This window comes from Psychrobacter cryohalolentis K5, assembly GCF_000013905.1.
GTDB lineage: Bacteria > Pseudomonadota > Gammaproteobacteria > Pseudomonadales > Moraxellaceae > Psychrobacter > Psychrobacter cryohalolentis.
In genome coordinates this window covers 3018540-3032641 of record NC_007969.1, presented here as the reverse complement: position 1 = coordinate 3032641, position 14102 = coordinate 3018540, and the positions used below count along the sequence as shown (strand labels likewise).

The window sequence follows — 14102 nt, the reverse complement described above, 5'->3', positions numbered from 1 at the left end:
TTACTAAAAAATAATCGCATTATAAATGCGCTATCAGCCGCTGACAGTCCTCATGGCTAAGCGCTGCATTCATCACTAAGCGAATACGAGCAGTATTGGCAGGAACAGTAGGCGGTCTGACAGGTAAGGCATAAAATCCTGCTGCTTGTAGCTGCTTTGCTTTTTCGACAGTGAGCGCATTATCGCCTAGTATATAAGGCACAATAGGGGAGGCATAGCCTGCATCTTGATGAATTAACGACACGCGATATCGTTCGGGAATAGCGTCACTAAGCGTGACGGATAACCGTGCCAAATGAAGGCGCTGCTCCGTTAAGCTTGGCATTTTTGCTAAAATAAAACGTGTCCATGCGTGATTAATGGGTGGTAATGCGGTGCTAAAAATGAGGGGGCGCATCTGATTAATTAGCCAGTGTTTGACGACATCATTACACATGATATAAGCGCCAATGGACGCAAACGCTTTACCAAAAGTCCCCACCAGATAATCAATATCAGCCAGTGTTTGGGTTTCTTCTGCCACTCCTAAACCTGAATCACCTAAGATACCGATAGCATGGGCTTCATCGATATACAGCTCAATACGAGCATCTTTTGCTTTTAATTGCACCAATTGCGCCAAGTCAGCGCGGTCACCATCCATACTAAAGATGCTTTCGGTGACAATAATAATGCGCTTAACACTTGAATCTGCTTGCTCAATAAATTTGGCTAAATGCTCATAGTCGTTGTGACGGTAACGACGATAGCTAACCAGCTTACTTTGGCTGAGGCGTATGCCGTCGATAATACTAGCGTGCACCAGTTTATCTGCCAAAATGAGCGTTTTGATTGGCAATGTCGTCAGTGCAGGCAAAATACCTATATTGGCATGGTAGCCGCTGTTGAATACCAGTACCGATTTTGATGAAGATAAGTTTTTCTTGTCTACAGCGTTTTGATACCATTCTTGTAGTTCAGACTCCAATGCTTGCAGATGTTCATCGTTACCTGTCAAGAGCCTAGAGGAGGTGGCACTCATCCTAGGTATGCTATCGACTGGAAATTGATTGAGTTGATTAAGGAAATCGCTCTGGAGTTGCTTATTACTGCCCAAGCCAAGATAATCGTTGCTAGCGATATTGAGTAATCGCTTGCCTTCGCTAATCACATATTGCTCATGGTGTTGTAAGTTAGGTATCTGACGGTATTGATTCGCTGCTTTTAGCGCGTTGAGCGACTCTTGCAGACGATTGATAATAAGAGCAGTCATTGAGGTCCCTTTTTTTATTTAATCGCTTTTATTTAATCGTTTTTACTTATTAAAATGAGGTTCTGAGTAAATCGTCTCAAGAATAAGTAGGGATTATTGCACAAACTGAGTGGTTGTAACAAAAGATTTCATATATCGGCCTTTGTAACTTGAACACTGATAAACACTTGCAAAACTTAACTTTCTTACCATTAAACACTGACAGAGTCTCTGACATGGTTTGTTACTATGTATACATCGTTAGCAAACAAGGCGATATGACTAAAAATTCCACATAAATAAATAACTTGTTTGTCCACAGTGATTTTAAGGAGATACACATGAAAACTCTACAGAAAACTCTAATTGCATTAGCAGCCGGTTCATTACTAAGCATGGGTGCACAAGCTGCCGTTTCTTATGGCAACGGCTACACTGGTCAACCATACGTTGGTGCTAAAGTCGGTCAATTTGATTTAGACGTTGATGGCGCTGATGATCCAACCGCATATGGCGTATATGCAGGCTACAATTTCGATCCTAACTTTGGTATGGAAGCTGAATTTGTAGGCTCAGATGACGCAGATTACAGGGGCGGTGACATCGACGCAAAAACTTACGGCGCTTATGGTACCTACCGTTATGCTTTCCCAAATACCGGTCTATATGCTAAAGGTAAGCTAGGTGTTGCAAGAACTGAAATAGAAGCGACTGGTACTTCTCCAGCAGGTTTTTATAATGGTTCAAACAAAGATACTAGCTTAGCTGGTGGTGTAGGTCTTGGCTACTCAGTAAACCCTAACTTCAGCGTTGAAGCTGAATATGACAAGCTAGGTAGCGACGCGGATCTAATGACCGTTGGTGCACAGCTAAAGTTCTAATATTTTGATACTTAATCTCTTTATATTAAAGTATTAATAAGAACGCCCAGAATAAAAAACGATCGCTTCGGCGGTCGTTTTTTTTTGCTTTTTTTAAGCACAATATAGATAGTCTTAGTTTAAGGCAAATAGGGATGTGCTTTAATACTAAGAAAGTTAATTGGATTAAGACATTGTTTTTATAGCGCTTTTAAAACGTCCTTAGAGGAGTAAATGTGCTACATTGAAAGCTAGGATAACAAAGATAGGGAATAAAGCAATGATGGAGACTCTTTGGATGATTGAACCTTGGCATTGGCTAGTATTAGGCTTTTCGCTGCTGATAGTCGAGATGTTTGTGCCAACCTTTGCTAGCCTTTGGTTTGGTGCCGCTGCTATCATAGTGGCTGCGCTTGCATGGCTTCTGCCTGTTTCGGTATCCGTACAAATCATTATCTGGTTACTCCTCTCCGCCATCTTTTTGCTGGCATGGTTTAAGTTTATCAAACCTTTATCGGTTGATCGTACTAAAGCAGGACTTGGTGGCAGTGTGATCGTTGGTGAAACAGGTATGATTATTGCGCAGCCGCAGCCAGATAGGGCGGGCATGGTGCGTTTTAATGTGCCTATTGTGGGTGCCACTGAATGGATGTGCCGTACTCGAGGTGAGCAAGTGGCAGTCGGTGATCGAGTAGTGGTAACAGATATCGTTGGTAACGAGCTGATTGTGAGTAGCATGACATCGAAGGCAGCTGTGAACCAAAATATGCGCGTATAATAATAAGGATAAATTATGGAAAGCTTTAGCATTGTTATGGTGGTTTTGGTTGCACTGGTAGTCTTTACCGTGTTTAAAGGTGTGCGAATCGTACCACAAGGGTATAAATGGGTGGTACAGCGCTTAGGGAAATATAGCCAAACGTTAGAACCAGGTCTAAACCTTATTATCCCTTATGTCGATGATGTTTCTTACAAAGTAACGACCAAAGATATCGTCCTTGATATTCCGTCACAAGAAGTGATTACCCGCGATAACGTAGTGATTATCGCTAATGCTGTGGCTTATATTAATATTATTCGCCCTGATAAAGCGGTCTATGGCATCGAAGATTATGAGTATGGTATCCGTAATCTGGTACAAACGTCTTTACGTTCAATCATCGGTGAGATGGATCTTGATAGTGCCTTATCTAGCCGTGATGAAATAAAAATGAAGCTAAAGCATGCCATCTCAGAAGATATTGCAGATTGGGGTATCACGTTAAAGACAGTAGAGATTCAAGACATTAACCCCTCGCAAACCATGCAAGCATCAATGGAAGAACAGGCAGCGGCAGAGCGTCTACGCCGAGCGACAGTGACCCGTGCTGATGGTCAAAAGCAAGCGGCTATCTTAGAAGCAGATGGGCGTTTAGAGGCCTCACGCCGTGACGCTGAGGCGCAGGTGGTACTGGCGAAAGGCTCAGAGGAGTCTATCCGTCTAATCACTGCGGCGATGGGTACGGAAGAGATGCCGATTGTCTACTTACTTGGCGAGCAGTATATTAAAGCGATTCGTCAGCTGGCTGAGTCTGACAACTCAAAAATGGTGGTATTACCTGCTGACATTCTAAGTACCGTAAAAGGCATGGTCGGTGATAAGCTTAAGGTTTAAGCAGCTGTGCTTTGACCACATGCTATAAGCACAACGTATAAAAATAGCCAGTGAGTATGCTAAGCACTGGTTATTTTTTTGCCTTTAATTTATCTATCATTTTTTATGAAATACCGTTTTTGAATACTAAGAATATTGAGATAAGGAAAACGATAATGACTGAACAGAAGGTAAATATAGAAATAATCTCAATTGTGGATTTTCCGCAAGGCAGTCCATTACCTTATAGCGTGCTTGACGCAACGCATACTAATGCTGCCTATCCTGAGAAAAATTTAGAAATACGCGGTGGCGGTTATGGTTCAGATGCGGCGGCACATCCAAGCAATGCTAATCAATTCTATGTACTTACCGATCGAGGTCCCAATGCCGACTTTGATGGTATTGCTGGTAAAGGTAAGCAGTTTTTAGTGCCCAATTATACGCCGTCTATTGGATTGTTTGAGTTACAAGCTGATGGCAAAATCATCAAGATAAAAGACATTGTGCTTAAAGATAGCAATGGCAATCCTATCTCTGGACTACCGAATCCAAAAGCCTTTGGCGGTACCAATGAAGTACCTTACGATATCAATGGTCAGCCGATGACGGTGAATCCAGATTTACCGTTTGATGAAGTGACCAACCCCATTAAAAGTAATATCAATGGCTTAGATCCCGAAGGACTTGCCGCGCTCAAAGATGGCAGTTTTTGGATCAGCGATGAATATGGTCCACATCTTGTCCACTATGACGCGGATGGGGTGGAAATTGCCCGTATCAATCCTTTTGCACATGACGAACGCAATAATGTGTTTATTGATGGTAAGCAGGTGTTATTACCGGCAGAGTTTACCAAGCGCCGTGCCAATCGTGGTATGGAAGCATTAACTATAACGCCAGACCAGACTACGCTTGTAGGTATCATGGAGTCCTCTATGGACAATCCTGATAAATCGGGTCGTGGCTCTAGTTTGGTTCGTATCGTCATTATCAACTTAGTTTCAGGGAAAATAGAGCAATATTTATATCGTCTTGATATTGCAGAGCACGTGGCATCAGGGATAGTCGCTATCAATGAACATGAATTTTATCTCATTGAGCATGGCCGCAAGTTTCCTTTACAAGATAAATCGGCAAAAAAACTTATTTATAAAATAAATATCTCTCAGGCAACAGATATTGAAACCATTATCAGTGCTGATAATCCACATATCATCCAACAAAATGATACTTTCGGTTTGACTATTGACGGTCAAACGCTCGAGCAATTGATAGCAGAAAACGAAGCAAGCTGGCAACTACTCGAAAAGCTAGCTATCAAGCCTGTTAAAAAAACTTTGGTCGTCGATGTGCTTGCTACTCTAGATTATCCGCATGATAAGCTTGAAGGATTATGGTTACGCCAAGATGGCTCGTTAGGTTTACTCAATGATGATGATTTTGCGCTGACAGATACAGAGATAGTGGATGCAAAAAGCACGATTGAACAAAAATATCTAGATAAAGAAAAAACCATAGAGGATGCCAATCGATTATATCTTGTGATGCCTACTGCATAAAAACGGTCTCTAATAATAAGACATTACATTTATCACTAACCAAAAAAAGACCTCAATCGAGGTCTTTTTTATTATTTATATTTTAGAGGCTAAGGATTTAAATAACTTTTGAGAAGCGGTCTTTATGTTTTTTATCCAGATATTCATCGAATACCATGGCTACATTACGACCCAATAAGCGACCTCTTGGTAATACGCGAATGCCAGCAGCATCCATATCAATCAAGCGGTCTTCTTGCATTTCACCAAGCTGTTGAATCTCATGAATAAAATAGGTAATAGCATCGATGCCAAATTTCTGATTGATGTCTCTAAAGTCCATATAATCGTGACACAGTAAATTCATAATCACGTATTCACGTAAGCGATCTTTGATAGAGGTTTTAATCACATTGACCGCTGGCATGATGGTAGGATTATTACGTGCCGCATCGATATTGTCTTTATATACTTGCAAATCAGTATGGTTTTGTAGGATATAACTGCTGTTGGCATTGGCAATTTGACTGATTGAAGACACGCCAAAGCCCAATAAATCACAATCGCCCATGATGGTATAGCCCTGAAAATTACGATGCAACTTGCCCTCACGCTGGGCGACGGCAAGCTCATCATCAGGTTTGGCAAAATGGTCAATGCCAATATATTGATAACCGGCTTCAGTTAAAGTATTGATGGTATTACCGAGCATCGTGAACTTATCAGATGGAGTAGGTAAATCGTCCTCTTTGATTTGACGCTGCGCCTTAAAGCGTTCAGGCAAATGAGCATAATTAAATACCGACAAGCGATCTGGCGACATCTCGATAATACGGCGTATGGTTTTATCAAAGGTTTCAGGCGTTTGATGTGGTAAGCCATAAATCAAATCGACATTGATAGAATGAAAGCCTAATTCGCGCGCCTCATTTAATACATTTTCAATAAGCTCTGCTGAATGCACACGATTGACCGCAATTTGTACGGTTTCGTCTAAATCCTGTACGCCTAAGCTGACGCGGTTAAAACCAAGAGTACGCAATACTTTTAAGGTCTCGCTACTGAGCTCGCGCGGGTCAATTTCGATAGAGTAATCACCTTGATCTTCTGGTAAAAACTCAAACTGGGTCTGCAAAAACTCCCACAGTTGTATCAACTCATTGTCTTGTAAAAACGTTGGCGTACCACCACCGAAATGTAGCTGTTTAACCAGTGGTTTTTTACCGTCTTCTGGTGGCGTTAATAACCCACGTTTGTGTTTAATTTCAGCAATTAGATAGGCTAAATAATCGCCTGCATCGCTATTCTTTTTGGTGATGATTTTATTGCAAGCACAGTAATAGCAAAGATGGCGACAAAACGGGATATGGAAGTAAAGTGATAGCGGCGCATGAGCTTCGCGCGCTTGCAGGATTTTTGTCTCAAGCCCTTCTGGTATCGATGAAAACTCTAAAGCAGTTGGGTAAGAGGTATAGCGTGGTCCCGAACGATTATACTTATTAATGATATCTTGATCGAATGCTGGCAGCTGTTTGCTGGTGATGCTGCCACGAGTACTGGCATAGGGATTGTCCGGTTGCATAACAGGACGCACTGTAGTGGGCTGATCGCTCGCATTGATGGCGTGTTCAGGTGTGCTATTGATATCAACTTGTTCTGACATGCGAGATTCCTCGTTTGACTGTATCGATCGCTATTTTGAATAAGACATTTATGGCTTTGCTAATAGCTGTATTTCTTACGAAAGCTAATAAAAAACGATTGAAATAAGTAATGACTAGTATAACAAATCACAGCTTATAGTGTCATGGACAGCGAGGTTAGTTATACAGCGACGCTAATCACATAGCTATAAAGTTGTATAGTTAGGTGATGAAAAAAAGACTCTAGGATTGTCCTAAAGTCTTTTCTATTACTATCAAATATTACGCTAATTTTATTCTCTTAATTGAATCTTATTGCCAATGGCTTGCTTAGATATTTCACCAGCGCTAAAAGGCAGACGAATCCAGTCTTTAGCAGAATAACGACGGGTCTGATCACGATGGAAAGGACGAGTCGTATCACCAGCTTGCGAGAAGGCTAGCAGTGCTTCAACGACAGGGCCTTTACTATCAAACGTTACTGATTGCATATAAGTTGGACCATTGGTCACTGGACCATAAGTGCCATCGCTGTTTTGACTTGAGCTTGCGACGTTGAAAACGCCTTCAGGACCAAAGCCACCATGCATAGGAATTTTCTCACCGTTTTTGCCTGCATCAATAACGAATTGCAAGCTGCCTAATGGGGCATCAAGCGCGATATTTTTACTGTTAAAGTAAGCAATTGAGTCACCTAATGCTCTACGCGTGTTCTCATTAATGATTAGATCACGTGGTGTATTCACTGGATCGGCTTCGTTAAAAGGAGTTCTGAATCCTGCATTATTAAGTCCACTAACACGAAGGTTGGTCCAAAATTTTCTAAAGATATGAGCGCCTTTGCTATCAAGATTATTACGACGATCCCAAGTAGCTAAGATATTACATGCTTGAGTGGCATCGATGGTACTACCGCCAGTCAGAGGTAATATAGGAAATTCTTTACAATTAGCTATTACATCATTGAGAACCAGTTCAGCCGCATAACTACGATTGCCATAGACAACTTCTTCCATATTTTTTATGTTAAAAGTAGTACCACCTAAACCATCTTTATTATCTAATCGATCCAAGATTTGCGTAAACGCCATGCGAGTCCGCAATGACAATGGAGTGGCTTCAGGAGTTGATACTCCAGCGAAAGACACTAAATTACGTTGTAGTAGTGGTGAGAATCCAGTTAATGGTTGTTTTGCATTACTGAGCCAATAACTGTCGTTAGAATTAAGGGCATAATCATCACGTATTATGAATGGTAAGTTTGAACCACCAAAAATCCCCGCTTGCGGAGAGTCAGCATCATTACCCCATTCACAGGCAGCAGTACTACCATTAAGTGCAGGTAAGTCTGAGGCAATCAGCAGAGGAAGAGCAGCTCCAGCGTTAGCACTACAGGCTGCTAGCTTTTCTCTAGTGACATTAGGTACGGTTGAAATATCAGCATAAAGCGCTTTACCGTTACGATCAGTAGCAATGGTATTGACAAACCCTAGGCCTAGAATGTTTTGCATTCTATCGACGAGATCCTCAACGCTAGTGGCCATATTCATACTACGCCACTGATTAAGTGCTCTTGGATTTTCAGAAGCCGCGTCACGGATAGTATAAACGACGTTATTAGCATCACCCCATGCTGGTAAATTAGGATTAAGTAGTTTAGCGTTTAAGATTGGTCCATATTGTGAAACATATATGTTTCGAGTCATTGTTTGATTGTTTGGCATCTTAATAGTGACTGGAACCGTTTCAATGTCACGTTGTTCAACCATGCCTGCGCTGTTGACATAGTTGTATTTAAAAGGATTACCTTTGACTAGACTAAGCTGATAAAGCGTAAAGCGCTTAGCAGTCGATACCGTATGGCTCCAAGCCACGTCTTTATTAAAGCCGATATTGATAAAAGGTTGCCCTTGCTGAGCTGAACCCATCACGTCAAGCTCACCTGGTATTGTGGTATGAAACTCATAAAAACGCTGTACGCCTTCCCATGGTTCATGCGGATTGCCATACATCACGCCACTATCAGTACCTGTTACTTCACTACCAAAGGCATAAGCGTTACTACCCCCATCTAATACATTAATAGTCGTCATATCGAATTTTTCAACCGACTCTGCTATAGGTTCAGGGCTACTCATTCTAGAGCTACCCATGACGATACCTGACACTGGGGGAGCTGTGTCTACGATTTGTCTGACGAAGTTAGAGAGTCCACCACGTAAGTTGGCTTTGCCATAAACCGTCAACAAATCATCTAGCGTGATCTCACGTACCCATTCGGCATTGGCACAAGCAGGATCAATGTTAGCCACACCTGTATCACGTAGATAACGGCTAAAGCCTGCAGCATAGCCTGTGACTGCATCGATAGTTTCAGGGTCTTGCGCTGCTAAAAATTCAGCACGCCTGGCGGGGGTGTTATACCAGGTGTAAAAAACGTCGCTTCCTTCGTTGCCTTGAGCCCCTAAATAAAGCAAGCTTTCACCTCTAGCAACGACAACTTCACGCGCTAGCGAACAAAAATTATCTTCGGCAAAGGCATAACCTACACCGTAGCCCAAGCCCTTATAGTCTTTAGCGGTGATATGCGGGATACCAAACTCAGTGCGCTGGATATCCACTGCATAGGTGTCATTAGTATTTCCATTGCTACTAAGATTGTCACTATCCGAACAACCAGACAATCCCAATGAGACTGCCGCCGTTAATAACGTAAGCGTGTACACACGCCGATTAAGCACTTTGATGCTCATAAGCTTACCCATCCATGGTTAATTGGTGTTATTTAAAGATGTAGCAGAAAATCATTCAACATGCTTTAAACGATCAATAAATTCCTTTTATTGCTCATGCTTTTTTATTGTTTAGGTTTATTAACCGTCAGGCTTTTCAATGGTTAATCGTGATGTCAGTTAAAACATCAAAATGTACTTAAAACCTATAGAAATTTGATGAATATGATAAACAAAAAGCATTTCTCAATCATATAACAATTTCAAACGTCTACGCTAGTGAATAAACCAAACAAATAAATACGCAACATTTGCGCACTTATTAATAATCCTCTATGATCGATCAATCTCTCTATAGGAAAGGCTTATGTCGTTTGCTCAAGTCTATACCCGCTCGGTCGTCGGGCTGCACGCACCTGAGGTCATCATTGAAGTGCATTTGTCGCAAGGACTGCCAGCATTGACCATTGTTGGTTTGCCTGAAGCGGCGGTACGTGAGAGCAAGGATAGAGTGCGCTCAGCGATACTCAATTCTGGATTTCAGTTTCCTAATAGACGTTTGACGATTAATTTAGCACCCGCCGATTTACCAAAGGATGGTGCTCGCCTTGATTTACCGATTGCTATCGGTATTTTGGCAGCCAGTGATCAGTTGGATCCAACGGTATTGTCAGGGTTTGAGTTTATTGGGGAGTTGGCGCTCAATGGTGAGCTGCGGCAAGTAAGCGGTAGTTTGGCGGTTGCACGAGCAATGAAAGCTGAGGTATTGGCGACGCAACTGTTAAAAGGTGATGAGAAAATGATGTCGTCAACACGGCAACTCATTGTCCCAACCATCAATGGGGCAGAAGCTAGCCGTGTGGATGGCATCACCGTATTGGCAGCGACAAATTTAAAAGCCGTATGCAATCACTTGCAGTCACTTACCGATAGCAGTCTTTCGGATGAGCGCTTAGCGGCAGTAGAGCCAAATCAAATCCAGCAGCATATAGGCTATCAAGTAGATTTGGCAGACGTAAAAGGACAGCATCATGCACGGCGTGCCTTAGAGATTGCAGCAGCAGGTGGTCATTCATTGTTACTTACAGGACCACCGGGTTCAGGTAAGACCTTGATGGCGTCACGCCTGCCAACTATTTTGCCAGATTTGAGTGCAGAAGATGCGCTAGAGGTTGCCAGTACGTATTCGGTTGCCGATAGTGATTATGATTATGGCACACGACCTTTTAGACAAGTTCATCACACCATATCAGCGGTGGCATTGGTCGGTGGCGGTTCACGTCCCAAACCGGGTGAGATTACCCTTGCCAATAAGGGCGTACTATTCCTTGATGAGTTGCCTGAATTTGATCGTACGGTGTTAGAGGTACTGCGCCAACCACTAGAGGCAAAACAAATCACTATTAGCCGTGCCAACTCACAGATGACCTTTCCAGCAAATTTTCAACTGGTGGCGGCGATGAACCCGTGCCCGTGTGGCTATGATGGTGATGGCTCAGGGCGGTGTCGTTGCAGAGCTGAGCAGATTAAACGCTATCAAGATAAATTATCAGGACCACTACTTGATCGTATTGATTTACATATTACCGTACCAGCATTACCGATTGCGGATTTGCAAAACGCTCAAGCGGGAGAAACCTCCGAGCAAGTACGTACTCGAGTATCGGCAGCACATAATCGCCAATTAATACGACAGAACAAGGTCAATAATGAGCTGAGTCCTAGTGAAATTGATAAATATATTCAGCTAGGGGCGGGCGAGCAGCAGCTATTACAGCTCGCCCAGCAGCGCCTTAATTTATCTGCTCGTGGCTACCATAGGGTACTACGCGTTGCACGAACTATTGCTGATTTGGCGGACAGCGCGGATATCACGAGCGCCCATGTATCTGAAGCGCTCAGTTATCGTAGTAAATGATAGTTTTAAGATCCAATTATAGTAGATACACTTTTAAAAGAATACAGTGCTACTGGGATTAATTATTCGCAGCCTCTGTCTGCGTAGGCACAGTAAGCAAGAAAAATTGATACCAGTAGCATCTTATAATTTTTGTACTTCTTTTATTTAAGACTGACTATATTTGCAGGCTAACTCTTTAATAAATAGTCCACCAAAGCGCTAAAATCATCGAAGGCTGCCGTAGGATTAAGCTCACGAATATCTTGCCCATAGTTATAACCATAAGACAATGCGAGCGTGTCCATATTGGCATTTTGTCCCGCTAAGATATCATTTCTTGAATCACCAATCATGACCGCTTGTTTTGGAGTAACATTCAACGTCTCACAGACATGTAATAACGGCGCGGGGTCTGGTTTTTTGCTAGACAAGCTATCACCGCCAAGCACTTCGCTAAAGATGTCTTGCCAGCCAAAGGCTTGCAGTATTTTTGGTACAAAACGAATCGGCTTATTGGTGACCAATGCCAGCTCATATCCTGCTGCTTGTAGCTTTCTGAGCCCACTATCAACATCGGGGTAAGCGACAGTTTTGCTGCCACTGATATTTTTATAAGCATCGAAAAATACTTGCTCAGCATGGTCGACGGCTTCTTTGGCTAATTCACCCTCTAAAACCTCTATCTTACCAACCAAGGCGCGCTCAACAAGCATTCTTGAGCCATTACCGACCCAGTTACGAATGCTATTGAGAGGATAGGGCGTTTTGCCAAGGGTAGTCAGCATCGCATTGGTCGCATCCGCCAAATCTGGCACGCTATCAATAAGGGTACCATCAAAATCAAAAATTAAAAGTTGCTTATCCATTATTTCTACCCGTTAAAAGTGCTGTATTTTTTATTGATATTCGGTTAATGTTGATTACCATAGCATAAGAAACCAGTAAGCCTTAATTTTGCTATCCTATTCAATATCTTTATAGCGCTCACGGTGTTCAGCTTTCATCGCTAAATAATCTTTATTTTCACGGCATAAATCCCATTTTTCCTTAAAAATACGTGCAGACTCTGCTTTGATAGGGTCTTCGATTTGTCGTGGTAACTCTTCGCGACCATGCGCGCCGCTTTGACCTTTTTTATCATCAGGGACCGCCCCTTTATACTTTTTACCGCCTTTATGATTGGCATAGCGGCGGGCACGGGTAAAACCCATTTGAATAAATTTGCGTGCCATATCAGCGCCTACAAAGTCATGGGCTGCTAGATAATCTAAAAACATCTGATAAATAGTATCGCTACTCTCAAGCGCAATCTCAGGGGTGGCAAAGCGCCAGTACGGCAGTATCTCAGACTTATAAGGCTCTACCAATAACACCCCTTGCTCACCGCGACCGACACGGTACAGCTCAGGCTGCGCGCGCAAATCTAAATTTTTATAATCCAAGTCATAATCAAATTCTCTCATTATCTTACCTATCGGCTATCCATAGATGCCTTAGTATAAAGAGACTACACGATTCAAATGTAGCATAGATATGTTATAGATCGGTGAAAGTGAGCATCAATAGAAGTGAGTCATGATTGCAGGCATAAAAAAAGCCTCAAACAGTGATGTTTGAGGCTTTTTAGAATACTTAAACGAATGGTGGCTCGAGGCAGGTTCGAACTGCCGACACACGGATTTTCAATCCGTTGCTCTACCGACTGAGCTATCGAGCCGTCTTCGTTGAGGCGCTATTAAACTAAATATAGCGCTTACTGTCAAGAGGTTTTTGCATTATATGTAATAAAAGGGCAAAAATAATGAACGAGTCATCGAAATAAGCCTATTTAGGCTAAAATTAATCCTTGACGCGTAGTAGCTCGTATTCAGTCATAATACGATGAATCTCGGCATCAACCGCAACAAATGCACGCACGCCTTTTTTGACTTCAGCATCATAAACCAGTTTGATAAACTTAGCATCAATCGCACGACCGCGATTTTGCAGATGTACGGTGAGATACTGCAAGCGTTTGGCATCGGTCTGCCCATCATCAAAGCAAGCAACTGCGGCGATAGGCTTGTCATTAAACATACCGACATACAGCGTTTGACCACGTTTAAAACCTTGCTCAATAATAGCCAATACGTCAGCACCATCAGGCTGGCTATCATCGGTGTCATAGAGCGCCTCTAAGCGCTCGGCTAATTCGTTTTCACGAGTAGGCTTTTTGATGAGTGGCGCATCCAAACTATTGATGGCAATGGCTTCTAAAGGCATGTTCAATTCCTATAATTTAATACAGCAAGGCATAATAGAATCAGCAAAGGTGACGATTGATAAAACTGAAGCTATTATTTTAGCAGAATACGAGAATTTTGTGCGTGGTTTACTGCTTGGTCATGGCAGTAAATGGTAGGGTTTGCTATGATGAAGATAGACAAGGTTCTGTGTGCATCAAGCCTCATATTTTGGCTTGTTGAACAGGCTTTTTGAATAAGCATTGAACTTATTTTTAGCCTGATTGTTTTATTATCTATTTTAGACGCTAGTAAGAATATATTGGGCATTTTTCGCCCT

The 14102-nt window shown here is 42.3% G+C and carries 12 protein-coding genes and 1 tRNA gene; 6 read left to right on the top strand and 7 right to left on the bottom strand.

Features of this window, described 5'->3' with window-relative positions; genetic code table 11:
• Window positions 1–19: 19 nt before the first annotated feature.
• Window positions 20–1252 carry an 8-amino-7-oxononanoate synthase gene (locus tag PCRYO_RS12630; RefSeq protein ID WP_011514752.1) on the bottom strand — a complete coding sequence of 411 codons (1233 nt, stop codon included), beginning with the start codon at window positions 1250–1252 and terminating at the stop codon, window positions 20–22.
• A gap of 320 nt (window positions 1253–1572) precedes the next feature.
• Here PCRYO_RS12630 and PCRYO_RS12625 point away from each other — a divergent pair, with 320 nt between their 5' ends.
• The 4 genes from PCRYO_RS12625 to PCRYO_RS12610 all read left to right on the top strand — a co-directional run bounded on the left by PCRYO_RS12625 (window position 1573) and on the right by PCRYO_RS12610 (window position 5286).
• Window positions 1573–2112 carry a porin family protein gene (locus PCRYO_RS12625; RefSeq protein WP_011514751.1) on the top strand — a complete coding sequence of 180 codons (540 nt, stop codon included), beginning with the start codon at window positions 1573–1575 and terminating at the stop codon, window positions 2110–2112.
• 259 nt (window positions 2113–2371) lie between these two features.
• On the top strand, window positions 2372–2869 hold the full coding sequence (locus PCRYO_RS12620) for an NfeD family protein (protein ID WP_011514750.1): 498 nt from the start codon (window positions 2372–2374) through the stop codon (window positions 2867–2869).
• Between the two features lie 15 nt (window positions 2870–2884).
• Complete coding sequence (locus PCRYO_RS12615) at window positions 2885–3745, top strand: SPFH domain-containing protein (RefSeq protein ID WP_011514749.1); 861 nt, start codon at window positions 2885–2887, stop codon at window positions 3743–3745.
• 155 nt (window positions 3746–3900) lie between these two features.
• Window positions 3901–5286, top strand: coding sequence for an esterase-like activity of phytase family protein (locus PCRYO_RS12610; RefSeq protein WP_011514748.1), 1386 nt, complete (start codon window positions 3901–3903; stop codon window positions 5284–5286).
• A gap of 97 nt (window positions 5287–5383) precedes the next feature.
• On the opposite strand, the gene hemN is transcribed toward PCRYO_RS12610, so the two are convergent.
• Both hemN and PCRYO_RS12600 read right to left on the bottom strand, forming a co-directional pair.
• Window positions 5384–6847: an oxygen-independent coproporphyrinogen III oxidase gene (gene hemN / locus PCRYO_RS12605; protein WP_406626825.1), complete on the bottom strand. Its 1464-nt coding sequence runs from the start codon at window positions 6845–6847 to the stop codon at window positions 5384–5386.
• A gap of 354 nt (window positions 6848–7201) precedes the next feature.
• A complete protein-coding gene (locus tag PCRYO_RS12600; protein ID WP_011514746.1) occupies window positions 7202–9661 on the bottom strand; it encodes a penicillin acylase family protein in 2460 nt (819 codons plus the stop codon).
• A gap of 346 nt (window positions 9662–10007) precedes the next feature.
• Here PCRYO_RS12600 and PCRYO_RS12595 point away from each other — a divergent pair, with 346 nt between their 5' ends.
• The gene (locus PCRYO_RS12595) at window positions 10008–11558 is read left to right on the top strand and encodes a YifB family Mg chelatase-like AAA ATPase (RefSeq protein WP_011514745.1); all 1551 of its coding nucleotides are present in this window, start codon (window positions 10008–10010) and stop codon (window positions 11556–11558) included.
• Between the two features lie 170 nt (window positions 11559–11728).
• Here PCRYO_RS12595 and PCRYO_RS12590 read toward each other — a convergent pair whose 3' ends face one another.
• The 4 genes from PCRYO_RS12590 to PCRYO_RS12575 form a co-directional block, all read right to left on the bottom strand.
• Window positions 11729–12406, bottom strand: coding sequence for a phosphoglycolate phosphatase (locus PCRYO_RS12590; protein WP_011514744.1), 678 nt, complete (start codon window positions 12404–12406; stop codon window positions 11729–11731).
• A gap of 96 nt (window positions 12407–12502) precedes the next feature.
• Complete coding sequence (locus PCRYO_RS12585) at window positions 12503–13003, bottom strand: DUF4385 domain-containing protein (RefSeq protein ID WP_011514743.1); 501 nt, start codon at window positions 13001–13003, stop codon at window positions 12503–12505.
• Between the two features lie 178 nt (window positions 13004–13181).
• Window positions 13182–13257, bottom strand: a tRNA-Phe gene (locus tag PCRYO_RS12580).
• Window positions 13258–13379: 122 nt separating this feature from the next.
• Window positions 13380–13802 carry a hypothetical protein gene (locus PCRYO_RS12575; RefSeq protein WP_011514742.1) on the bottom strand — a complete coding sequence of 141 codons (423 nt, stop codon included), beginning with the start codon at window positions 13800–13802 and terminating at the stop codon, window positions 13380–13382.
• Here PCRYO_RS12575 and PCRYO_RS13215 point away from each other — a divergent pair.
• Complete coding sequence (locus PCRYO_RS13215) at window positions 13801–13941, top strand: hypothetical protein (RefSeq protein ID WP_020444528.1); 141 nt, start codon at window positions 13801–13803, stop codon at window positions 13939–13941. The genes PCRYO_RS12575 and PCRYO_RS13215 overlap by 2 nt on opposite strands.
• The last annotated feature ends 161 nt before the right edge of the window (window positions 13942–14102 follow it).